Annotated in this window: 13 protein-coding genes; 5 read left to right on the top strand and 8 right to left on the bottom strand. The window is 43.0% G+C overall.

Features of this window, described 5'->3' with window-relative positions; genetic code table 11:
• Positions 1–367: 367 nt before the first annotated feature.
• The 8 genes from D0T84_RS05580 to D0T84_RS05545 all read right to left on the bottom strand — a co-directional run bounded on the left by D0T84_RS05580 (position 368) and on the right by D0T84_RS05545 (position 12,932).
• A complete protein-coding gene (locus tag D0T84_RS05580) occupies positions 368–775 on the bottom strand; it encodes a GIY-YIG nuclease family protein (protein WP_255495222.1) in 408 nt (135 codons plus the stop codon).
• 245 nt (positions 776–1,020) lie between these two features.
• Positions 1,021–1,614: an indolepyruvate oxidoreductase subunit beta gene (locus D0T84_RS05575; RefSeq protein ID WP_163306841.1), complete on the bottom strand. Its 594-nt coding sequence runs from the start codon at positions 1,612–1,614 to the stop codon at positions 1,021–1,023.
• Positions 1,615–1,804: 190 nt separating this feature from the next.
• Positions 1,805–3,409, bottom strand: a complete 1,605-nt coding sequence (locus D0T84_RS05570) for a thiamine pyrophosphate-dependent enzyme (RefSeq protein WP_163306839.1) — start codon at positions 3,407–3,409, stop codon at positions 1,805–1,807.
• Between the two features lie 119 nt (positions 3,410–3,528).
• Positions 3,529–4,290, bottom strand: coding sequence for a nitrilase family protein (locus D0T84_RS05565; RefSeq protein ID WP_163306837.1), 762 nt, complete (start codon positions 4,288–4,290; stop codon positions 3,529–3,531).
• A 394-nt stretch (positions 4,291–4,684) separates the two neighbouring features.
• On the bottom strand, positions 4,685–5,971 hold the full coding sequence (locus D0T84_RS05560) for a hypothetical protein (RefSeq protein ID WP_163306835.1): 1,287 nt from the start codon (positions 5,969–5,971) through the stop codon (positions 4,685–4,687).
• A gap of 388 nt (positions 5,972–6,359) precedes the next feature.
• Positions 6,360–7,625: a glycoside hydrolase family 71/99-like protein gene (locus tag D0T84_RS05555; protein WP_163306833.1), complete on the bottom strand. Its 1,266-nt coding sequence runs from the start codon at positions 7,623–7,625 to the stop codon at positions 6,360–6,362.
• 97 nt (positions 7,626–7,722) lie between these two features.
• Positions 7,723–10,164 (bottom strand): glycoside hydrolase N-terminal domain-containing protein, encoded by a 2,442-nt coding sequence (locus D0T84_RS05550; RefSeq protein WP_163306831.1) that lies wholly within the window; start codon positions 10,162–10,164, stop codon positions 7,723–7,725.
• Between the two features lie 206 nt (positions 10,165–10,370).
• Positions 10,371–12,932 carry a hypothetical protein gene (locus tag D0T84_RS05545; protein WP_163306829.1) on the bottom strand — a complete coding sequence of 854 codons (2,562 nt, stop codon included), beginning with the start codon at positions 12,930–12,932 and terminating at the stop codon, positions 10,371–10,373.
• A 1,013-nt stretch (positions 12,933–13,945) separates the two neighbouring features.
• On the opposite strand from D0T84_RS05545, the gene D0T84_RS05540 reads away from it, so the two are divergent.
• From D0T84_RS05540 to D0T84_RS05520, 5 genes are all read left to right on the top strand, one after another.
• Entirely contained in the window at positions 13,946–15,673 is a 1,728-nt protein-coding gene (locus D0T84_RS05540) for a PL29 family lyase N-terminal domain-containing protein (protein ID WP_163306828.1), read from the top strand.
• 128 nt (positions 15,674–15,801) lie between these two features.
• Positions 15,802–19,014, top strand: a complete 3,213-nt coding sequence (locus tag D0T84_RS05535) for a TonB-dependent receptor (protein ID WP_163306826.1) — start codon at positions 15,802–15,804, stop codon at positions 19,012–19,014.
• 16 nt (positions 19,015–19,030) lie between these two features.
• A complete protein-coding gene (locus D0T84_RS05530; protein WP_163306824.1) occupies positions 19,031–21,043 on the top strand; it encodes a RagB/SusD family nutrient uptake outer membrane protein in 2,013 nt (670 codons plus the stop codon).
• Between the two features lie 29 nt (positions 21,044–21,072).
• Positions 21,073–21,819 carry a DUF3823 domain-containing protein gene (locus D0T84_RS05525; protein WP_185155693.1) on the top strand — a complete coding sequence of 249 codons (747 nt, stop codon included), beginning with the start codon at positions 21,073–21,075 and terminating at the stop codon, positions 21,817–21,819.
• 220 nt (positions 21,820–22,039) lie between these two features.
• The gene (locus tag D0T84_RS05520; protein WP_370525435.1) at positions 22,040–23,548 is read left to right on the top strand and encodes a glycoside hydrolase family 71/99-like protein; all 1,509 of its coding nucleotides are present in this window, start codon (positions 22,040–22,042) and stop codon (positions 23,546–23,548) included.
• Positions 23,549–23,553: the final 5 nt, after the last annotated feature.

Genomic DNA, 23,553 nt, shown 5'->3' with positions numbered 1-23,553 from the left:
AAACTCATGGCTCAAAGAAGTAAACAGGCATAAAATGCAAGTATGCTACCATCCGGGAATTATTCTTTTTATCAAGAGAATCACCAATATTTGGTCTACCTTTCTTTGAAGCAAGACTCAACAGCAAGTATATTAACATTAGTTGAACTGGTGCTACACTGCCATGAGTTTTTTTCAAAGAAAAGATTTTTATCGTCATTATCGTTTGGTTTATTGGTAAATAATGAGCACTCAGCATGACAAAGAGAGTAATACTTTGCTTTCTTTATCCTCTCTTGTTATTCTGAACGAAGTGAAGAATCTCTTTCCTCTTTGAATGTCACTATTGATGAACGGAATGCTTTGTTCCTCAACAAGACAAAGAAAATTATATATCATTATTCAAAAAATTCCAATCAGGATTAAAGTCTGAAATTAATTTATCTTTTTTTACCCTTTTCCATCCTTTTATTTCTTTTTCCCTATCAATAGCTTGTTCAATATATTCAAACTTTTCCCAATAAATCAGATAATAGAGATTATACTTTCCAGTAAAATGACTCTTTTCTGTTTTAGAATCTTGTTCATGCTCATATAATCTACGCCTTAAATCATTTGTTACACCAACATATAAAACACTCTTATTTTGGTTAGTTAGAATGTAAACGAAATAGTTGTGTGTACCAAGTGGTTTCATAGGGTAATCTATATTAAATTTTCTATTGAGAGTCGGGATGCTTCGTCCCTCACATGACAAAGAGAGTAATACTTTGCTCTCTTTATCCTCTCTTGTCATTCTGAACGATAGTGAAGAATCTCGTGTTTCTTTGATTCTATCTTTTTAGGATCGAGATGCTTCGTTCCTCAGCATGACAAAGAGAGTAATACTTTGCTCTCTTTATCCTCTCTTTGCCATTCTGAACGATAGTGAAGAATCTCTTCTCTCTTTGATTCTATCTTTTCAGGGACGAGATGTTTCGTTGCACTCAGTATGACAAAGAGGGTGATAAATCAGCATACAAAGAGAGTCACTCATAATTGTCAACTGTCCCTTGTCAACTGATTCTCCCCTGCCTCTCGCCCTATACTCAACGCCTTTTTATTCATTTCCACAACAACCTCGCCTTTGCGGGCGAATACACGGGCAATAGCTTCTTCCAGCTTGCTATAGTCCATACCCAGTATGACCGAAGCAGCACCCAATAATACCATATTCGTAGACCGCCCTACCCCGCCATCTTTTGCCAGTGCATCCACATCGAGTAAAATAACATTCGGCAGCGATTTTAATTCACCGAGAATAGTTTCCAATTCGGGATAGGTAGGAATATTTACATATGGGGCTGTATTGGCTACAATCCATCCCTGCGGGGAAAGATATGGCAGATAGCGCAATGCTTCCATCGGTTCCAGTGAGATAATGGCGTCTGCAGTGCCTTTGGCTATAAGGTCGGAATATATCTCTGTGGACGAGATGCGCAGGTTGGACTGTACATCACCGCCCCGCTGGCTCATTCCGTGCACTTCGGCCTGTTTGATATGCAGGCCTCCTTCCAAGGCTGCCTCTCCTATTATGGCAGCTATGGAGAGTATCCCCTGTCCGCCTACACCTGATAGTATGATGTCTAGTTTCATAATTTTCAGCCCCCATCAATCCCCCAAGGGGGACTTACAGAGAGAGTATTTTGCCCCCTAAATCCCCCAAGGGGACTTACAGTGAGGGTATTTTTTATTGGTTAATATTCATTTTACTTTCTATATTCATATTCTTGTCGTGGCTTTGCCTTAAGCCTCCCCATTGGGGAGGTTGGAGGGGCTAGTGGCTTTACCCAAGTCCCCCTTTGGGGGATTGAGGGGGCCGTCTCTTCAGTGTCTGTATACATTCCCTACGCGGGATAATTACCGAAACACCGTTGTATTCTATTTCTTCACGAATCACTTTTTTCGCTTCCTCCATATTCTTTGGCAACGGGATAATGACACGGATATGCTCCTGCTCTACTCCTACTCCCACACAGATGCTTTCGAGACGTTCCGTTCCGGCTGAGTCTTGTCCCCCGGTCATGGCAGTAGTGAGATTATCAGATATTACAACCGTAATATTCACACCCGAGTTTACAGCATCCTGCAAGCCTGTAATGCCCGAATGTGTGAATGTAGAATCCCCAATTACCGCAATAGAGGGGAATAAACCTCCATCTGCCGCGCCCTTTGCCATTGTAATAGAAGCACCCATATCTACACATGTATCTATGGCACGGAATGGAGGTAATGCCCCAAGTGTATAGCATCCTATATCACTAAATACTTTTGCATCTTTATATTCTGCAACTACTTCGTTCAAAGCCTTGTACACATCTATGTGCCCACATCCTGTGCATAAGGCAGGCGGACGTGGAACCACATTGGTACTGGGACTGAATTTTGGCTGCTCTGCAAAGCCAAGGGCATTACGTACATTATCGGGCGTGAGTTCTCCAACGCGGGGAAGTTCCCCGGTCAGACGCCCTTTTACTTTACCGCTTTCGTCGAGTAGTCCGCGTAGTTGTTCTTCCACAAAGGGTTGCCCGTCTTCCAGTACCAGTACTTCATCGCAATTATTCATCACCTTACGGATTAATTCTTTAGGCAATGGGTATTGCGATATCTTCAATACTGTATGGTCGCAACCATCGGGAAAGTTTTCCATCAGGTAGTTATAACCAAGTCCGCAGGCTATAACTCCTTTTTTGTTTCCTGAAGTGTATTTGTTGTAAGTAGATTGTGCGGCCAGCTTTTCCAGTTCGGGCTGTGCGGCCAATAGTTCATTGTAGCGTCTGCGTGCATTTACGGGGAGTAGCACCCAGCGTGACTTGTCTTCGGGGAACCTAATTTTGTTCTGTTCCCTTATTTCAGAAGTTTGTACTTCGGCACGCGAATGTGCCATGCGTGTAGTCAGGCGCATCAGTACGGGTAGTTCGAATTGTTCGGAAACATCGAACGCATACCTGATCATATCATAAGCTTCCTGCTGAGAAGAAGGCTCGAATATCGGCATAAAAGCAAATTTACCATAGAAACGTGAATCCTGCTCATTCTGCGACGAGTGCATCGAAGGGTCGTCGGCCACAAGGACTACCAATCCGCCATTCGTCCCCGTCATAGACGAATTGACAAAGGCATCGGCAGCTACATTCAGCCCCACGTGCTTCATACACACCAAAGCCCTTTTGCCAATATAGGAAACTCCAAGTGCTGCTTCCATAGCTGTTTTCTCGTTGGTACACCATCGGCTGTGCACATTTCTCTCCTTAGCAAGTGGAGAATCCTGTATAAATTCTGTTATTTCGGTAGAAGGGGTACCCGGATAGGCATAAACCCCTGTTATCCCCGCATGTATGGCGCCGAGAGCAATAGCCTGGTCGCCTAACATAAGTAGTTTTTCTCTCATTGTGATTATATAAGCCCCCCTGCCCCCCAAAGGGGGTTCACAGAGAGGGTATTAGTTATTTTTTATTTATCATCTCTTAGTTATTCAAGTGGCTTTACCCAAGTCCCCCTTTGGGGGATTTAGGGGGCTGTAAATTCATCTGCGTCCTGCAATACAGGGAATTTTTTCCTGAAATCAGTCAGTTGCTGCATATCTATGCTCCCGCTCACGGCTTCTTCTCCCGTGCCGGCTTCTGCTATTGGTTTTCCCATATAGTCATAGAGGGCAGTACCTCCGCTATACTCATTACCCGGATCGTTGCCTGTACGGTTTACAGCAGCTACATAGCATACATTTTCGATGGCGCGAGCCCGCACCAGTGTATTCCACGCATAGAGGCGTACCGTTGGCCAACTGGCTATATAGAGTATCATATCATAATCGCCACGGTTGCGCGAATAGACAGGGAAACGCAGGTCGTAGCATATCTGCAAAAGGATTCTGAACCCGTTGTATTCTACAATTACCCGGTCTTGTCCGGCCGCATATTCTTTGTCCTCTCCGGCAAAGGTGAAAAGATGTCGTTTATTATAGGTAGCATAACTGCCATCCGGTTTTACAAAATAGAAGCGGTTATAATATTTCCCATCCTCTTCGGTGGCTACACTGCTGGCAATAGCCATATTCCGCCGGAGGGCGACAGACTGCATCCACGTAAGGGTTTCAGTATCCGCCTTTTCGGCAATGCCTTTGGGCGAAGTGCAAAAGCCTGTGGTAAACATTTCGGGAAGAACGATAAGGTCTGTCGAGTCCGGCAGGGAATCGATCAAATCTTCGGCATGAAGCCTGTTCGTCTCAGGTTCTTGCCATGTTATGTCAGTTTGTAATAAGATAATATTCATGTGCATCAGATATTCGCTGAATAATATGAACTTCGAAGATAATTATTTTCTACAAAAGAAAAAAGTGGCAAATTGTAAAAGTAATCTTAAGTAACTGTTTAAATTTTATACGTTCCAATTTTTAGGCTGTTTTTTATATATATATCATATATGTATGACACCGCAGGTGTACCACTTGATTAACCGCAAAGAAGATTTACGCAAAGAACACAGGTGAGTTTAGACTTCTTAATAAAAAACGGCTGATTCCGAAAAACCAGCCGCCTCACAATCACTAAAATATAATTAAAATCATCCAACCACAGATAAAAAGATTTGCTTTATAAAATTTTTATTTTTTCTAAACAGTAAGCAGTAAATAATTTATAACTCGTAACTTGCAACTTGTAACTATCTACTCCGGACGCTCGCGCATCAACCCGTTTAATTTATAAAAGTTTTCCAGTTGCTTATTCATTATCATTTCTCCCGAACCGACCTCTATTCCATGAATGTTCTGGTCGGCACCGAAACCGCCTAACGCCGCCGACCTGACATCGGGAACATAGCCGGGGGATTTTCCTCCTGTCCATGTATAGCCGAAGACAAAAGGAATAGCATCCGCCAGCCTTACCTTTTCTTTCCATTCCAGTTGAAGCTGGGAGAATAGTTCACCTGGACAAGCGGCAATCAGTATATTATCGTTGATAAGGATAGTAGCCAGATGCACATTGAATGAGAGTGTCTTGTCGTACCGCCCGGTAAAATGCAGCGAGTCTGTCCTTACTTTCATAGATGTGAGGTCACTCCCCTCGGGAAGCTGTTTTGCTAATTTTATAGCTTCGTAAGCCAGCAATTCCCCTGTGCGTACCATCGGCGCATAATCCGATTTGATAGGGTCATCTGGGCCTGTACGGCGGCGGCTGATTTGCAGGGACTCCACATTTCCGGCTGCCCCCTGTACAAAAAGGCAATTAACCTCATTATTGAATGCTTCTTCCACTTTGCGGGCTGCCACTCCGGGATAGTCGGCAGATATTTCATAATTGAAACATACAATATCAGAATGGCAGGCATAGTTCATCATTATTGCGCGTGGCTTGCCCTGCATATCTTCTATCCTTATAACGCCCACTTCGAGGTCTACAGGGCCGAAAGGTATTCTCTCAGGATTCTCCACATTGTAGTGTGCATCACCAAACCATGATTCCCTTGCATGTCCATCGTCACGGATAATCAGGCGGTTGAATCCCAGTTGAGGAAATGTACGATGCCCGGCAGAAACCCGGGCAGGAAACATATCATTCAACGCTTTGCCTACTACCTCTATAATGCGGTCTTCAAAATAAGTGGTATTTGAAGGATAAGTCTTGCTCCTGTCGAACAAAGCCAGTGCGATAGGGCACGAATGAGAGTGCGATGCACTGATAAGCACCTGTGAAATACCGTATTTCTCTTTACAGATTCTTTTTACACGTTCGCTCTCGAAGCCGACCAAATCGACAGATACCTGAGCAATGCGCAACCCTCCTACTTCCAGCACCAGACTGCGTGCAAACACGGAGTCATGCAATGGAAGTACATTTTGCGGGGTAATATTTATTTTTGCTGTTCCTGCCAGGAGTTGCCCCTCGGCGGCTTTTGTTTTGGAAGGGAAGGCAAAGAGGGTTAATAATAATAGTGTTAATATATAATTTTTCATGGGTGATTTATTTTTTACCACGTCTTTTAAGACGTGGATAAAGATTTATCTAAAAGGACTTTAGTCAAAAAGGGATTTGGCTAAAGCCAATTTCAGATTAACAATCATATTCCTCCACTTGAAAGTGGAGGCAATTAAAACAAAATCAGAATCTCGCTGACGCGGACATCTTGTCCGTGTCCTGTTCAAAGAGCATGCTATATTTTTTGCTTCGCTACACACATACATGAAATCTGCGCGAGCAGGAGAAATTGAGTCGGCTACGCTCCCCGAGCGTTGTTTCTGCACGGGCAAGGCTATGAAATTTATTCTGATGTAGAGGCAGACCTGTGTGTCTGCCTGAGAAGTAGGCGAACACGCAGGTTCGCCCCTACAACATCAATAAATATTATTTCCTCTGAGGCATTTTATAACTCAATGGAATCTCCCTCCGTAGCATCTTCGTAGCCTCACCTGTGAGCCACAAATAATGGTCAGAAGGCATGCCATCCATACCTACAAACTTGGCAATATCGCTTACCGGAGGATTATCGCTTACCTTGAAAATCGCTGTGCCTTCGTTCACTTCGTCAAACATGGCAACATAGACCATCGAAGCACCTGCATTGATTGCTGTGTACAGTTGCTGCCAGTAGAAGCGTCCGCCCTGCCGTGGTATTGAACCCGAAGGTTTTACATCATCAGGAAACTCGAAACGGCTGAGGTTGTGCCAACTGAATCCCGGTGTAACACAAGGTACATAGTCTATATTGTTTTGCTTACACCATTCCATATCACCAACAATCAAATCCCTGAAACGATCCATATCGTTGTGCAACAGCGGGGTAAAGCGCTGAACAGTCCACGGCAGAACAATATCCGCCTGCCTGATAACCGTGTGCAGGTACGGGTCGTTGATACAATCGGCATTCAAATCGCGCCAGAAAGTAGGCACACCCAGCATCACGCTGCATCCTCCATACACAGGATCGTTTTTCAGGAAGTCAATAAAACGCTCTATACCGATATTGCGTATATTATAAGGCCTATCCGGAAAGCCTATGCCCCAGATAGCAACAAGGGGTTTTCCGTTGTGGTGCAGATAGGTTTTATTTCCTGACTGGTTGGTTACTTTCAGTTCATCCACCAGAAATTTCCAGTCTTCGATAAGGCTTGAGCAATCTTCACCTGAAGCTTTTAATCCTGAAAGGTCGTACATAACAGCCGCAGCACGTCCATACTTGGAAGCGGCCTCAAAGCCGTTTTTTATCACTTCGGTGCGGACACTATTACGTGCCTGAGGTTGGGCTGTATGCCAAAAACGCTGCATAAACACACCATCGATACCATATTGCTGCATCCATTTGAAGTGCAGGTCAATCGTACTTTTATCGGTAGAACTGAAAAAACGGGCAGTGGAACCATCCGCCAGTTTCAAGCCTGTAGGATACGTTTTTTCATATTCGCTCACATCAGGCCACATATCGAGCCTGACCTGTTTTTCATCGGCATGCATCACTCCATCGGACGGAGCGATGAACCAACCCTGATAACCGGCCATAATCAGACCTTTATAGCTGGGATACTGGGTTGTGGTTGCATGTTTGCGGGTCTGTGCTGTCAGGCAGACAGAACAGGCAATGGATAGTAGTAAAAGAATAGCTTTTAGATTCATTGTTTTATATTATTAAGTTATTTCAGAATAGACAAAATTTGCTCTGTACTACTCCTAATGAGCAATACCATTTCAGATTTATAAATAAGATAATAAACTACTTACCTCTCCTGAACGTATACGATTGATTGGGTTGTGTCATCAGGTCGTACTCATACACTTTGTATAATAGCGGGTATTGAGGATTGACCTCTTTAGAGACAAATGGCTCTTTAATATTTGCTGTTTTATATAAAGGGTTAGGGTTTATACCTTTTGCCTCTTTCAATCCTGAGCCGTTTAATGGCACATACGAACAAAGGCGCATATTTCCACCCAGTCGGGAAGTTACTGTTACGGCAGATATTTCGCCTCCGTCCCATTCCATTGATGTAATTTCGAAACCACCGCGTGCCATCAGCCCTTTGATGCTTCCTTTCTTCCAGTTATCGGGTAGTGCCGGCAACAGGTGAATAGCTCCGTCATGGCTTTGGAGAAGCATTTCAGCAACTCCTGCCGTGAATCCGAAGTTCCCGTCAATCTGGAACGGCGGATGTGCATCGAAGAGGTTCGGATAAGTACGTCCATCATCATTTCCGGGTTCTACCAATGATAACATATTGGTGATTATCTTTTGGGCATGATTGCCATCCAGCAGGCGTGCCCAGAAATTGATCTTCCAACCTATCGACCAGCCTGTAGCCATATCGCCACGGTAAAGCAGGGAGTTCTTAGCTGCCTGAAAAAGCGTAGGGTGCGAATAAGGCGATATCTGGTTACTAGGATACAATCCGTATAGATGTGATACATGACGGTGATCGTTTTTAGGATCATCCAAATCACCCAGCCATTCCTGCAACTGGTTGTGCCGTCCTATCTGCATCGGAGCAAGGCGTGCAATCATATTTTCAAGTTTCTGATTGTATGCGTTATCATTTAAACCTAAAGCTTTGGAAGCATCCAGCGCATTATTTAGCACATCAAAAACAATCTGGTTATCCATTGTAGAACCTGCCGTGATGCTTGTATCTTTTCCCGGAGGGCCTTGTTCGGGTGAAGTGGAAGGTGCTGATACCATCCATTTATATGTAGGATGCTCTGTGAGGAAATCGAGGAAGAAGTCCGCTGCTCCTTTCAGTACAGGATAGGCTTCTTTCAGGAAAGTCTTATCTCCTGTATATAAATAATGTTGCCACATATGCTGGCTGAGCCATGCCCCGCCATTAGGCCACATACCGTAGAACGCGCCATCCACAGGACCTGTAGTACGCCAAAGGTCTGTATTATGATGTGTTACCCAGCCTCCTGCATTGTACATCACTTTTGCTGTTTCCTGTCCGGTCACTGCGAGTTCCTGTAGCATCTGAAACAATGGCTGATGCGTTTCACTCAGGTTGGTAACCTCTGCCGGCCAGTAATTCATCTCTGTGTTTATATTGATAGTGTACTTGCTATCCCACGGTGGAACAAGCTGGTCGTTCCATATACCCTGCAATGTAGACGGCTGACCGCCCGGCTGCGAAGAACTGATAAGCAGGTAACGCCCAAACTGGAAAAGCAATGTTACCAGGCTCTGATCTTTACCATCTTTGAAATTCCGTACCCTGACATCGGTTTCTTCACCGGCAGCGGCAGATGTACCCAAGTCGAACTGCACACGGTTGAATTGTTTTTGATAATATTTTATATGGTCTGCCAATGCTGTACTGTAAGGCTTGCTGATAGCTGATTTCAGATAATCGGCTGCCTTTTTTGATTCGTTGGCGCTTACGTCTTTATAGTTGACAAAGTTGGTAGCAATGGAGATATAGAGAGTAGCTGTATTTGCTCCTTTTACCGTTAGCTTATTACCTTCCGCTTTTACGCTTCCGCCTTCTGTTTTAATCTGTGTCTGGTTCTCGAAACGGATTACGCCTTTTATACCCTCATGCTCCGAGCCCATGCCTTTGAGTATGAGTTTGTCTCCTTTAGCTGATACCTGATAGTCTTTTACAGGAGAATCGTAACCTGCCGTGAAGCTGATACTGTTCGCCCTGTCGGCTGTAATGCGGACTATGATAACATTATCGGTAAACGAAGTAAATACCTCACGGGTAAAGGAGATACCATCTACTGTATATTTTGTTGTTGCAACCGCCGTTTTCAGGTCGAGTTGTCGTGTATAATCAGCATAGTTGCTATGTCCTGCAAAATCCAGAAACAGGTTGCCAATTGTCTGGTAAGGCATACCATTGTGCGGTGTGCGCATATTCTTATCCAGCAACATTTCGGCTTCTTTTTCTTTTCCGCTGAAAATCAGTGAACGTACTTCGTTCAGCACCTTCAGCATATTAGGGCTGTCGTTGCGGTGAGGCCCGCCACCCCACATGGTTTCTTCATTCAACTGGATTTGCTCTCTGGCAGGGTTTCCAAAAACCATTGCGCCCAGACGTGAATTACCCAGCGGCAATGCTTCTACCCACTCTTTAGCGGGACGCTTATACCAGAGCCTGGTATCGTCTGCCTTACAGATAAGGACACTTAAAATAAAAACAGAAATGAATAAGAAAGATTTTTTCATGGTATTTTTATTATCAGTTGACAAGTAAGTATACAAGTTTACTAGTTCTCCATTAGAAACAAAATCAGAAGTAAACTATAACAAAGTAAAAGCAGGTATATTAATAAGCCTATTAACACACCACTTAATAATATATTAAAATGAAAAAAGATTGTGGATTAGGCTGATTTAAGACTGAAAAACTGTTTAAATCTTACCAAAGTATTTTATTGCAGATTCTTTTTCTCAATAACGTCTGTCAGCGAATATTTATACTTTGTACCAAGCAAATTAAAATATTCCTTACTGAAATTATCATAGATCGTTTTCGCAATACCTTTCTTTCCTGAATTAAAGAGGATGGAACATTTCAGGTACAACGCTTCCTCATTTATAAAATCATGTAAAAACAGCGTGTCCGCAATTTTCAACTTCAGGTCGTCTGTCAATTTATTATAATTGCTTTGCGACAACTCTGTAAGTATATCTATTGTAAGATTCGAGAAATCACTCTTAAAGCCATCAACCCAGTCTGCTTCGGTATTTGGCAGTAATACCCCCCTTAACAAAAGCTCAAGCAGGTGGTCGATATCGGACTGTTCCAAACCATTATTTTCTTTTACTGATGAAAACAGGCGCATCGCCTCTGTATAATCACAGGCAATATCGTTGAACTTTATAGTCCAGAAACCATTTTGATTGATAATCTCTGCGTTGCCTACATTTTCAAGTACCGAACGCAGCTTGCTCAGGTAAACATTCCGATTGTTCTTCGCCGATTCCTCATTCTTATCGTACCACAATAGCTGGATAAGCTTTTTACCGGATATACCTTTCGGGTCTTTTTCTGTAGACAATATCAGTAATACAAGCAGGTATTTTAACATCGGAGTAAACTGGCCTGTAACATTCTGCCCGTTTTTATCCATTACATTAAAGCCACCCAGAAAACAGATCGACCGGCGTGAAAAATCATAGAACGGAAGTTCCGGTTCTTTCATCTTATCTTCAGCCACAGCGGCGCTTTCATTATCTTTCCTCTTTACAGCCTGCTGTACTTTCTTTGTTATCGCCTCCCTTTTCCTGAGCAGATAGTAAGAAATAAGCCCTATGGCTAACAATCCGAAGACAACGCATAAAATGACAATCCACTTTGGAGAGGCTTCTGCATTCTCTACCTGTTGCACACCGGTCACCGATCTGTTTATCGTCACCGGAGGATAATTCAATGAATAAATAGTTACTTCTGCTGAATGGTCTGTCCTAATTCTATTAATCAACGCATAAAATTTCTTCTGGCCAGGCGAATAATACAGGTTAGTATATATATAATGTGCTGTAAAATCTTCATCTATCGCATACGAGGCTATTTCGAAACCTTCTTTTTCTTTGTATATCCTAAATAATGTACCACCTTCCCATGAAGAGAAAAAATAAAAGCAATTCTCCTTTTCATCATAAATCAAGTTCTCTCCCGGGAGAAAGTCTTTTTCTACAGATTCAAACTCCCACAATTTATTCGTTTGTTCCGACAACAGATTTACTGCATAAAAATCGTAATAGTTGCGGGGTGACAATTCTTGCCTTCCCGATTTATTCCCTCTGCCACCAAATACATACAATACATTATTCACAATGGTAGTAGAGGTAGTATAACGCGGTGATATTTCCGGTAAATTTGATTTCTTGATTGATTTATTATTTATATCAAGCCTGAGCAGATCATTATTATATTTGTAAAAGCCATATCCACCAAAAGAGATCAACGTAGAGTCGGATGAAGAATAGAATGCTGCATTATTCCAATAGCCATGCTCTAACAAAGGCCTTATATTACTATCCCAGGAATGCGTATTGAACGAAAAACGGGAAACAATATTCTCATCCAGATTATAGGATACAAGCTGCTTGGCACGAGAATCATAGAATAACTGATTGGGGGCGTTGGCTGCTACAATCCCTCCTTTAACGCCAATTACCGTTTCTTTATTTTGCCCTGTATCAAATGATATTATTTCTTTAGAATCGGGAGAGGCTATATATATTATGCTCTCTTCGGGATCGAAAGCAAACAAAGAGTTTTCTTTTATGGCTTTAGAATACACTTTCTGCCATGTAGCATATATATCTGTTATCCACAAAGGATTGGTTGCGATTGCGGGGACCTGGGATACCGAATCAAAACTTTTCTCGTTATCATGTTCTTTTAATTTCCAGAATCGCACCAGATTATTCCCATCATATATTTTGATATCACGGATACTTGTAGAAGCAATATCATAAATAGAATATCCTTCAAAAGGGTAAAGCCCGAAGGCTATCATGGCATTATTTATCTGCGAGACGGTATATGGCACAGACAACTTGGATTCTCCATAAAGAACCGTGATCTCGTTTTTTGTTGACGACAATGTTATACTTACCGGAATCCATTGGTCACAGACAATCTCTTGGGTAACCATAAACACCGATTCGTTAATCACAAGCATAGGATATCGTTTGTCATTCTCGCCTACTGTAAAAACGAAATCTATATTTTCCTTTTTATTTGTAATCATTCTGAATACTATGCCAAAGACATTGTCTTTACGCACCTTCATATCGAATGACATAGTTGTTTCTTTTCCGAGTTTGAGAGGCTGATTATTTTCAAGAACGAGAGAAGTCTTTTCCTGATCGCCAAATGGGAATGACTTTATAAAGAGGCCATAGTCGATATCATCCGCATGAATAGTGTTCAGCAGAGCAGATAGTAATATACAGGCAAAAACAAACAGAAGTTTCTTCATTTAGATTCTATGTAGTTGTTCTTTCATTTTCATAATAGAACATAAGCCAACGAATGTAAAAATACTTCATTTCTTTTTTTATTCCAACTAATTGATATTGGATTTACATTAAAACTCTATTTTTTAATGAAAACCCTCATTAATATTACAAATTAATGAAATTTTAATATCCTATTAACCGCCGTTTACTCATATTTTTAATACCCATTCACTTACTTTGCAGATATAAATTTAGCAGAAAGCACGAGCCTAAAAGAAGTACGGGACGCTTCGTTCCCCGGCATGGCAACCAACACTCACAAGAGTGTAGTGTATGTAAATACAACAGAGATATTATCATTTACTTAAAATATGCAGTACCTATGAGAAAAATCGATAGCATCCAGTATTTGCCAGCCAACGGGCGCTAAAGCCAGTGACTACCAAATCATATCATTTATATAGATTTCATATCAGCTCAAGATATGACAAAAATATTTATTTCATAGAGCATTAAGGAACATTTTCACTAACATCCAAACAGGCACTGAACATAAAAGGAATATTTTCACTAAAAATTAGCAAACCCGCATTAATAAATGATTTAAAACATATAATTATCGAAATTTTAATGTATTTATTAATGATTTTTTTACAAAATTATTAATATATGTTATCTAAATTCGCCAAAGAATCACACGACTTAAATCTTATTTACTGACTAACCTATAAACCATAAAAACGTTATGAAAAATCTTATCAATTCTCCTTAGATCCAGATAACTAAATATGTGAAGATTAAAAAATGATCTTTTAAAAGAATTAACGAATCATAACCTAGTATTATTATGTATAGTTTCAAACAGGACAACACACTATTTCTTGTATAAAAAAACAAGGCCTTGTATTGGACCTTATATCGTTTTCGATACAAAGTTTCGTTTTCATGAACTACAGGAAATAAAAAACAAAGATCTATCACTTCACTTAATTCTTAATTATCTATGAATAAACAATCTAATTTTATTTAATGTATGAAAAAACAATTTTTTAGCGTACTCCTATGTGGAGCTGTGATTTTTTCAGCAGGTACTTTCTCATCATGTGGTGATGACGTTGATGACCTGAAATCAAGAGTATCAGTATTAGAAGTAGCAGTTGAAGACCTTAAAAACGATCTATCAAAAGCAATAACAACTGGTGCATCTATCATATCAGTAGAAGAAACCAATGGTACTTATAAATTGGTACTGAGCGATGGAAAAACCATCACAATCAAGACAGGCTCCGGCGGTGGATCGGATGTCACTGTAGAAATAAATGATAGTAATGCAATCATTACAGTGAATGGAACAGAATATGTACTTCCTCTTGGCTCTTCTGTAAACTCATTGATTTACAGCCCCGAAACTGTAGACGGCATTGTTACCCTAGGTAATGCCGGTGCCGACGTGAGCTTCCTTGCTACTCCGGCTATCAGTTCCTCCGACTTGGCAAAAGCTACATTCGACATCGCAGAAGCTCACGAGCTGAAAGCAGGTGGCAATGGCTTGTTTAAAGTTGACGGAGAAGCTACACTTGATGGCGATTTCCTTAAAGTAAAAATCAAAGGCCTCGGAGTAGAAGCAGGCAAAACATATGCTGTGTCGCTCCTTATGAGCTTCAACGGTACAGCTATCAGCTCCAACTACTTTACAGTAAAAGTTGACGATGACTTCTCTTTCGCTAGCGAAGATATTGGCGGCTTTACAATCAAAGCAGCTTATAGCCCTAAAGTACTTGAAAATGCAAGCTTCAGCGAAATGACTATCAACGGTCGTGATCTGCTTAAACTTACCAATTTCAAAGATTTGTTTGACGAGCTTCCTGCCAATGCTACATTCTCTATAGCAGGCAAACAACCTGAGGGCGCGGCTCAGGACAAAAAGAATGCACTTAGCGACAATCTGGCAAAAGACGGAGCATGGGCGATGAATACAAGGCTGGGGTCAAGCTTTAATGACAGTGAAGACAGAAAAGGATTCTTGTTCAATGTAATAGCTGATGATGTAGTGAAAGCAAAAATCTATGTTATGATTAACGATGAGCTTGCTGATGTTGATCTTACAGGTCAGTTTACCGATCAGGCAGAAGCAGAATGGGGTGGACGCGATAAGAGTTTGCCACTAGGTGCTCAGACTATTAACATACAAAAAGGCTTTGCAAACTATGAAACAGACTATCCGATCATCCATGGCGGCGCAAACGAATTCTTTGCCAACTGGGCTACTTTTGAAGTGAAGAAGGGTGATGAGCCTATTGTTTACAGCGATGGTACTAAATTGGTATTAGGTGATCTTGCGAAGGAATATGCAACTGGTTGTCGTGGCTTGTATTGGTTCTATCGCGGTTTTGCCATCTATGTACCTGAAGCATTAGCTACAACTGATGGAAAATATGTAGATGAAAATGGTAAATCATGGTCAGGTGCAGAAGGTTTTGGTTATGATTTCTGGTTAGGCCAATATAATGAATATATCGACAACCCATCCGGATTCTATCCTTCTTCAGTTACCGACTTTGGTATAACTATCGATGAAGCAACCGGTTCTCTTAATATCCCTGACTCTTATACAGGTTATGGATTCCGTATCGGAATTGGAGCTGGTTACGAATATGCTTATGGTGTGAAGAGAATCGGTGCGGCTGAGCAACTCGGTTTGTTCTTCTTCAACCGTCGCTTAGCCCCTGATGGTGCAACAATGCCTGCGCCTCAACCATAAATTGTTCTATAATAACGGAAAAAGAGGTGATGAGGGTGTGTCGTAAAGTATCTTGACTCTCTCAACACACCCTCCAATCCCTCTTGACACAAAAGAATGATTTCCGATTAATAATTTAAAATTATATCATGAAAGATAGTAACTCAAAAATATATGGAAAAAGCGCGCCGGCCTCGTGGAGGTTCGTTATAGTCGCGTTTTTATGCCTCCTGGTGGCATTGCCTGCTTCAGCGCAGCTCCGGATGATTCAGGGAACCGTCGTTGACGAATCTCAAGAACCTGTCATCGGAGCCACTGTGTCGGTTAATGGCAGCGCTACCCGCGGTACAATGACCGACATAGACGGGACTTTCAAGATAGAGGCATCACAAGACGAAAAACTGACTATATCATTTATTGGTTATCAGAGCGTTGTAGTGTCTGCTGATAAGACCGACCTGAAAATCACCTTGGTGGAAGACAGCAAAACACTGGACGAGGTAGTCGTTGTAGGATATGGTACACAAAAGAAAGTAACGCTGACCGGTGCGGTTTCTGCGATAAACAACAAAGAAATCGTGGTTACCAAGAATGAGAACGTAGTCAATATGCTCTCCGGTAAAATACCCGGTGTGCGTATCTCACAGAACAGTTCGGCTCCCGGTGACTTTGATAACACAATTGACATCCGCGGGATGAGTGATAAGAATAATCCGCCTCTGATTGTAGTTGATGGAATTCCCCGCGACAAAGCATACTTCTCACGTATGGATGCGAATGAAATAGAAAGCGTATCTGTACTGAAAGACGGTACTGCCGCTATTTATGGTGTTCGTGCTGCCAATGGGGTTATCCTGGTCACTACCAAGCGTGGTAGCGCCTCCAATGGTAAGTTCGACATCACGTTTTCTGCCAATTTTGCCTGGCAGCAGTTCCTCTATGTACCTGAAACGTCAAGTGCAGCAGATCACATGTTGCTTACCAACGAGAAAAGGTATAATGACTTTAACAGTAACTATCCTATCCGTACTACTCCTCAGTATACCTGGCAGGAAATGCTGGAGTATAGCACAGGCCGCAAAAGAAGTACCAACTGGAACGATGAGTTGTTTAAAAACAATGTGCCGCAATCACAATACAACATCAGTATGGATGGCGGGTCGGATAAAGTAACATATTTCTTCAACCTGGGCTACATAAAGCAGGAAGGATCTTACAGAAGCGGTTCGCTAAACTACGACCGTTGGAACTTCCGCAGCAACGTAGATGCACAAATCACCAAACGATTGAAAGCCAGCGTACAATTGAGCGGTTATATGGATGAGAAGAACCAGCCACTGACAGATATCTGGACAGTATACAAAAAAGCATGGAGCTACCGCCCTACTGCCGAAGCATGGCTCGATGGCGATCATAGTATGCCTGCATTCAACGATCAGATGCCGGTGGGAGGATATATGGACAATCCGGTAGCTACTACCAATAGCGATTTTACCGGTTTCCGTCGCGAAAAGCGTAACAATTTCAACGGAGCGTTGACACTGACCTATGATATTCCGTATGTAGAAGGGCTGAACGCAAAAGCATTCTACAGCTACGATTATTATGCTACAAACAATACGGAATACAGACGCACATACAATCTGTATGAACGTCTGGGCGATGGTACTATAAACAACAGAATCCAGAATGGCGGAAGCGACAGCTACCTGAGACGCCGCACCGATCCGGCTTACGGAACAGTGATGCAACTATCATTGAACTATGCCCGCAAATTCGGCGATCATAACGTCGGAGCTTTGCTGCTATTTGAAGAACAATATAACAACAACGACAACTTTTACGCACAGCGTAATATGCTTCTCGATGGCGAATACCTTATCTACGGTGAGGACGAAGGCCAGGTTGCGTTTTCTGACAAAGGTGGCATTTGGGATGAAACCCGTCAGGCAATAGTAGGAAAGGTGAATTATGACTACAAAGGGCGTTATATAGCCGACTTTGCTTTCCGTTATGATGGCTCGTCGCGTTTCCCGTCCGATTCCCGTTGGGGATTCTTCCCTACTGCTTCTCTCGCCTGGCGCATCAGCGAAGAACCATTTATGAAAGAGTTGGTTCCATTCCTGAATAATCTGAAACTACGTGGCTCTTACGGGCGCATGGGTGATGACGGAATAGCAAACCATTATCCTTCTACGGTGGTGGGGTATGAACTGAATGGACGAAAGCTTGGTTGGATCTACGATGGTGTCCTGATGGGCGGATTAACTCCTACTGCTATTCCAAATCCTGATTTGACTTGGTATATCTCAGATACATGGGACTTTGGGTTAGACTTCGACCTATGGAATTCGAAACTGACAGGATCATTCGATGTTTTCAAACGTTACCGGAGTGGCTTGTTAGAAACGAGTTCAGCTGTTATTCCTGGTACAGTAGGCGCCAGCATGCCTCAGGAAAACATCAACAGTGACCAGACATTCGGCTGGGAAATCAGCCTGGGACATAACAATAAGATAGGTGACATTACCTATTGGGTAAATGGGCAGATTTCTGCTACAAAGAATCGTTGGGATTATAAAATAGCTGAACCGGGTCAAAACTCAATGGAGAACTGGCGCCGTTGGCAAACATCCGGACGTAACAAAGACATCTGGGCTACCTACGAAGAAGGTGGACGGTTTACCAGTTACGACCAGATCCGCTATCACAACACCACCGGAGGCAATTACGGACAAGGTTCATTACCGGGCGACTACTGGTACAAAGACTGGAACGGTGACGGAGTGATCAATGACCAGGACCACCATCCGGTGGCCACTTACAACCTGCCTGTATTCAACTATGGTATCACCATGGGAGCCGCATGGAAGGGCGTAGACTTTTCGATGAACTGGCAAGGTGCAGCAGGTGTGTACAACCAATATACTGAAGTATTTGGCGAAGTAGGTGCATTCGGTGGCGCTATCCTCGATATCTACCAGGATCGCTGGCATACAGTTAGTCCAACAGATGACCCTTGGAATCCGAATACACAATGGGAGAAAGGGCTCTATCCGGCTACAGGACGTCCTTTTACTTCAGGTACCACCGGTATCCAGAATACTTCGTATATACGTCTGAAAACATTGGAGGTAGGTTATACATTGCCTAAAGTATGGGTTAGCAGAGTGGGCATCAAAAACCTTCGTGTATATCTCAATGCCTACAACCTGTTGACGATAACGGGATTGGACGATATCGACCCTGAACGTCCGGGTGCCAAAGGCGGTGGGGGTAATAATAATGATGAACAAGGTATTTTATTTTATAATTATCCGGTGAACCGTACTTTCAACGTGGGTGCCACAATTAAATTCTAATATGAAAGGACAGAATATGAAAACATTCAAATATATATGTATAGCAGCATTAACGCTCACTATGGGCTCCTGCTATGATATGGATCTGGAACCGAAAGGAATCATTGGAGAGAATGTCCTTTTGGCTACCGACAACGGTGTCAAAAAATATTTTGCTGTCATTTATCAGGATCTCCCCATCGAAGATTTCAACTATAATCATACAGGAGCCGATGGTGACAACAGAGGATATGCAACCTCCAATCAGGAAGGTTGGCATATAGGTAACAGATGGACAGCACAAAAGGGTAGTCCGGCTTCCGCCGCACTCGAGGCCTTAGGCCGTGGTACATCTTATGGCGATGGTTGGGGATACTGGCCATACGACCGTATACGCGACATCAACAATTTTATTGCGGCTTTTCCTGACTATAGAAATAATTATACGACTGAAGAAGAATATAACTCTTATCTGGGTGAAGCTCATTTTCTGCGTGCATTTTATTATTTCGGAATGGTGAAGCGTTATGGTGGCGTACCTATCGTAAAAGAAGTGCTTAGCCCTACGGCTGGCGATGAACTGCTGCAACCACGTAATACAGAGTACGAGTGCTGGAAATTCATCTACGAAGACCTGAAGTTTGCGATGGAAAATGCGGCGGATAAAAGCAAGTATACACCAGGCCGTGCCAATCGCTACGCTGCCGCCGCCCTGATGTCGCGTGCTATGTTATATGCCGGAAGTGCGGCTAAATACGGTGGCTACATCAACGTATCCGGCCCGGCTGTCAGTGCCGGCCTGATGGGCATGCCTGCCGACAAAGCAGAAGAATTTTTCCAATATGCGTACGATGCCTGTAAGTTTATCCAGGAAGGTGGCTATACACTGCATGGCGCAGGCGCCTCCGATGCCGATGCGAAAGAAAAAGCATATGTGGAGGTTTTTACAGCTGACAATAGGAACGACGAAGACATCTTTGTAAAACAATACACCGCAGTATCAGATGCTATCTGGGAAACAAGCTTGTTCCATTGCTGGGACGGAATGGTATTACCGTTGAGCATGATTGGCGGTGGAGCCGCAGGAGCAGCTTTGCAACCGGCTTGGGAACTCATGAAACTGTATGAGATGCCTGCCCTCATCGACGAAGATGGCAAACCGGTACGTTTCGACAGCCCGGAAGAACTTTGGAATAACGGGGAAATGGAACCTCGTTGCCGTGCCAATTTCTACTTCACCGGAATGACCGAACCCGGCTCGGGGGTAAAGGCAGACATCCAGGCAGGTGTTTATCTACAGTATCCGGGAACGGCTGCCGATGGCACTGCCGAGATCGGAGGAAGCCGCAATGACTATACAGACACATATCGTATCAGGGCGCAACGTGCTGGCGAAAGCCAGAATATCGGTGGCGTATCGGTGAGAGTAAGCGGACAGGATGGTTTGGGAGAAGGTCTCGGTGACGAAGGTTATACCCGTTCGGGAGCTTTCATCCGCAAATATACAGACCCTTCTGCAGCTGCTGCCAGCCGTGTATTGTTTGGTAGCAAACAACCTTGGAAAGTTTTCCGTTATGGCGAAGTGCTTTGCAACTGGGCGGAAGCTGCTTATGAGCTGGGTACACTGAAAAATGACGACAACCTGAAGAAAGAAGCAATCGAATATGTGAACCAAATCCGTTCACGTGCAGGTGCCCATCCTTACCAGATGAAAACCAGCCCGGAAGATATAGGTACACCGCTCTACGGATTCGCCGTTGACGAAAACCTGCAATACATCCGCGACGAACGTGCACGTGAACTTTGTTTCGAAAACCACCGTCTTTTCGACCTGCGTCGTTGGAGAGTGGCCGATGTTGACTTCCTGAATGGTAAATTCGGACACACCCTGCTTCCTTATTATGTACTGAACGAAGACAAATGGATATACCTCAACGAAGTAGAAACCATAGCCCGTACAGTAACATTCGAAAGAAGATGGTATTATGAACAAATACCGGGCGGAGAAATTGGAAAGAACCCGAACTTGGTACGTAATGATGGTTATTAATGGAAATAAATGAAGTAAAATACTTGAATATGAAAAAAGTAATATTTAGTCTGCTCGTGGGCGCATCAGCATTGTTGGCTACTTCGTGTATGGAAGTTGATAACTTTGATGAACCGGATGCTCATTTTACCGGACGTATTATAGATTCGACCACAGGCCAGAATATTCTTGCCGACCAGGGAGAGAACCGTATCCGTATCTGGGAGAAGAGCTATAGCATCAGCCCTGCCCCTCAGGATATCCCTGTAAAGCAGGATGGAACATTTAATAATACGAAGCTATTTAAAGGCACATACGATGTAGTTGCCGAAGGAGCCTGGTGGCCTTGCGATACGATACGCGTAGGTATTGGTAAGAAGTCAACAGAAGATTTTGAAGTAACCCCTTATCTGGTTATGTTTGATTTCAAGGCAGAATATGTAAATGACTCACTGACAATGTCGTGCCGTTTTTATCCCCCTATTGAAAAAGATTTACCAAATATCAGGGAGATCAGACCTTTTCTTAGCCTGAATCAATTCTGTGGCGCAGGTAATTCGATCAGTTATTATAACACCCCTGTAGATAAGGAAGAAAACCCTCTTTATTGGAAAAGCATTATGAAGCCTTGGGCTGGTTTGCCCAAGTTGGAAGATGGAAAAAGTGAGGTGTATAGCTGGAGGCTGCCTGTTAAACCTGGTTACGTTTATTTCGTCCGTATAGGAGCCAAAGTAAATGATACTCACCAGAAATATAATTATACGGAGATCAAGATGATTGAAATCCCAAGTGAATAGAGGTATTTAAGGTAATAAAAGCCTGTTTTCAAAAAATGTTGCCGGGAGGGATAACATAACAAATTCCATCCCGGCTCTTTTACTTCCTACAATAGTTCGTTATAGAACAGTGTTAATAACTGATTGTCAAATGAACAAAATGAATATTACAAGCTGATTAAATAGCTGTATTTCAGAATAGAGTTTATAACGAACTATTGTTTTATTAAAAATGAAAAATATGAAACTAAGCAAGATATTATTAGGAGGTCTGTTGATATTAGCAGCCTCTTGCAGTAGCGGAGACGACGACTATATTCCACCGGCAATAGATCCGGATCCGGATCCAAAACCACCGGTAGAAGATATATATAACGATCTTGGCTTTACACCGCACGAAGACGGCAAACCTTTCGACACATACCGGGGGCTGGTGATGGCAGGTTATCAGGGATGGTTTGGCGCACCCGGTGACGGATGCCCGCATGCCGACCATTCAAATACCGAGTGGTATCACTATCGGGAAAGCGAAGGATTCAAACCCGGCGTGTTGCGCAACTCCATCGACTTCTGGCCGGATATGAGCGAATATACAGTGCAATATACACCTGGAGACGATGGCACAGCCGACCGGTCGGAACACTTTCTCTATCCCGACGGGAAAAAGGCTACCGTGTACAGCGCTTATGACGAATCGAGCGTATTGCTCCATTTCAAATGGATGAAAGAATATGGGCTCGACGGCGTATTTATGCAACGCTTCGTAGGTGAAGTAATCAACAACAACGATGGAAAAACCCACTTCGATAAAGTACTGGAGTCGGCCATGAAAGGTTCTAATACCTATCAGCGCGCCATCTGTGTGATGTACGACCTGGGTGGATACGAGCCTAACAAGAGTAACAATACGGCTGCCGTTCTGGCCGATGCAAAAGCCATCATGGACAAATACCAGTTGCTGAACAGGGATGCCAAACAAAAATACTACCTCTACCATGACGGTAAGCCATTAATTGCTTTGTGGGGTGTAGGTTTCAACGACGGCCGCCCTTATAGCCTAACCGATATAGAAACATTAATGAATGGCTTGAAGGATATGGGCTACAACATCATGCTGGGCGTGCCTACTCACTGGCGCGAAAGACGCAACGATGCTTTACCTGATGCCAAACTACACGATCTGATCAAAGCTGCCAAAGTAATCATGCCTTGGTTTGTAGGTCGTTACGACAATAATAATTTCTCGAATTTCCACAGTTTGATAGAGCAAGACGTGAAATGGTGCAAAGAGAACGGTGTAGACTATGCTCCACTTTGTTTCCCTGGCTCTGCCGACCGCAATATGCATCCTAACAATTCTGTTCAACCACGTCTGGGTGGTACATTCCTCTGGAATCAGATGCATCATGGAATCAAATCGGGTGCACAGATGCTTTACATTGCTATGTTTGACGAAATAGATGAAGGTACAGCTATCTATAAATGCCTAAATCAAAAAAATGTGCCTAGCAATGCAGCTGAAAAAGATTATTATGTAGTGTACCAAAATGGAGGATATAAGATGACTTCCAATATGGTAGAAGGACTAACAGGAAACGACTGGTGCAAAAAGGCCTCGGAACTGAACGTTACCTTTACCGGCATCGAAGACGATCTGCCTACCGACCACTACCTGTGGCTCACTGGAGAAGGCAAAAAGATGCTGCGTGGAGAAATTCCTTTGAAATCTTCCTGGCCTGCTAGAAAATAAGCCCT

It is taken from the genome of Dysgonomonas sp. 521 (genome assembly GCF_010501055.1).
Taxonomy (GTDB): domain Bacteria; phylum Bacteroidota; class Bacteroidia; order Bacteroidales; family Dysgonomonadaceae; genus Dysgonomonas.
The sequence above is the reverse complement of the archived record's forward strand: the minus strand, read 5'-3'. Positions and strand labels throughout refer to the sequence as shown.

Bases quoted from the DNA above. Each gene is read 5' to 3' on its own strand.
- D0T84_RS05565 (WP_163306837.1), bottom strand. From the start codon at position 4,290: ATGAATATTATCTTATTACAAACTGACATAACATGGCAAGAACCTGAG.
- D0T84_RS05540 (WP_163306828.1), top strand. From the start codon at position 13,946: ATGAAAAAACAATTTTTTAGCGTACTCCTATGTGGAGCTGTGATTTTT.
- D0T84_RS05535 (WP_163306826.1), top strand. From the start codon at position 15,802: ATGAAAGATAGTAACTCAAAAATATATGGAAAAAGCGCGCCGGCCTCG.
- D0T84_RS05555 (WP_163306833.1), bottom strand. From the start codon at position 7,625: ATGAATCTAAAAGCTATTCTTTTACTACTATCCATTGCCTGTTCTGTC.
- D0T84_RS05520 (WP_370525435.1), top strand. From the start codon at position 22,040: ATGAAACTAAGCAAGATATTATTAGGAGGTCTGTTGATATTAGCAGCC.
- D0T84_RS05550 (WP_163306831.1), bottom strand. From the start codon at position 10,164: ATGAAAAAATCTTTCTTATTCATTTCTGTTTTTATTTTAAGTGTCCTT.
- D0T84_RS05570 (WP_163306839.1), bottom strand. From the start codon at position 3,409: ATGAGAGAAAAACTACTTATGTTAGGCGACCAGGCTATTGCTCTCGGC.
- D0T84_RS05525 (WP_185155693.1), top strand. From the start codon at position 21,073: ATGAAAAAAGTAATATTTAGTCTGCTCGTGGGCGCATCAGCATTGTTG.
- D0T84_RS05560 (WP_163306835.1), bottom strand. From the start codon at position 5,971: ATGAAAAATTATATATTAACACTATTATTATTAACCCTCTTTGCCTTC.
- D0T84_RS05575 (WP_163306841.1), bottom strand. From the start codon at position 1,614: ATGAAACTAGACATCATACTATCAGGTGTAGGCGGACAGGGGATACTC.
- D0T84_RS05545 (WP_163306829.1), bottom strand. From the start codon at position 12,932: ATGAAGAAACTTCTGTTTGTTTTTGCCTGTATATTACTATCTGCTCTG.
- D0T84_RS05580 (WP_255495222.1), bottom strand. From the start codon at position 775: ATGACAAGAGAGGATAAAGAGAGCAAAGTATTACTCTCTTTGTCATGT.
- D0T84_RS05530 (WP_163306824.1), top strand. From the start codon at position 19,031: ATGAAAACATTCAAATATATATGTATAGCAGCATTAACGCTCACTATG.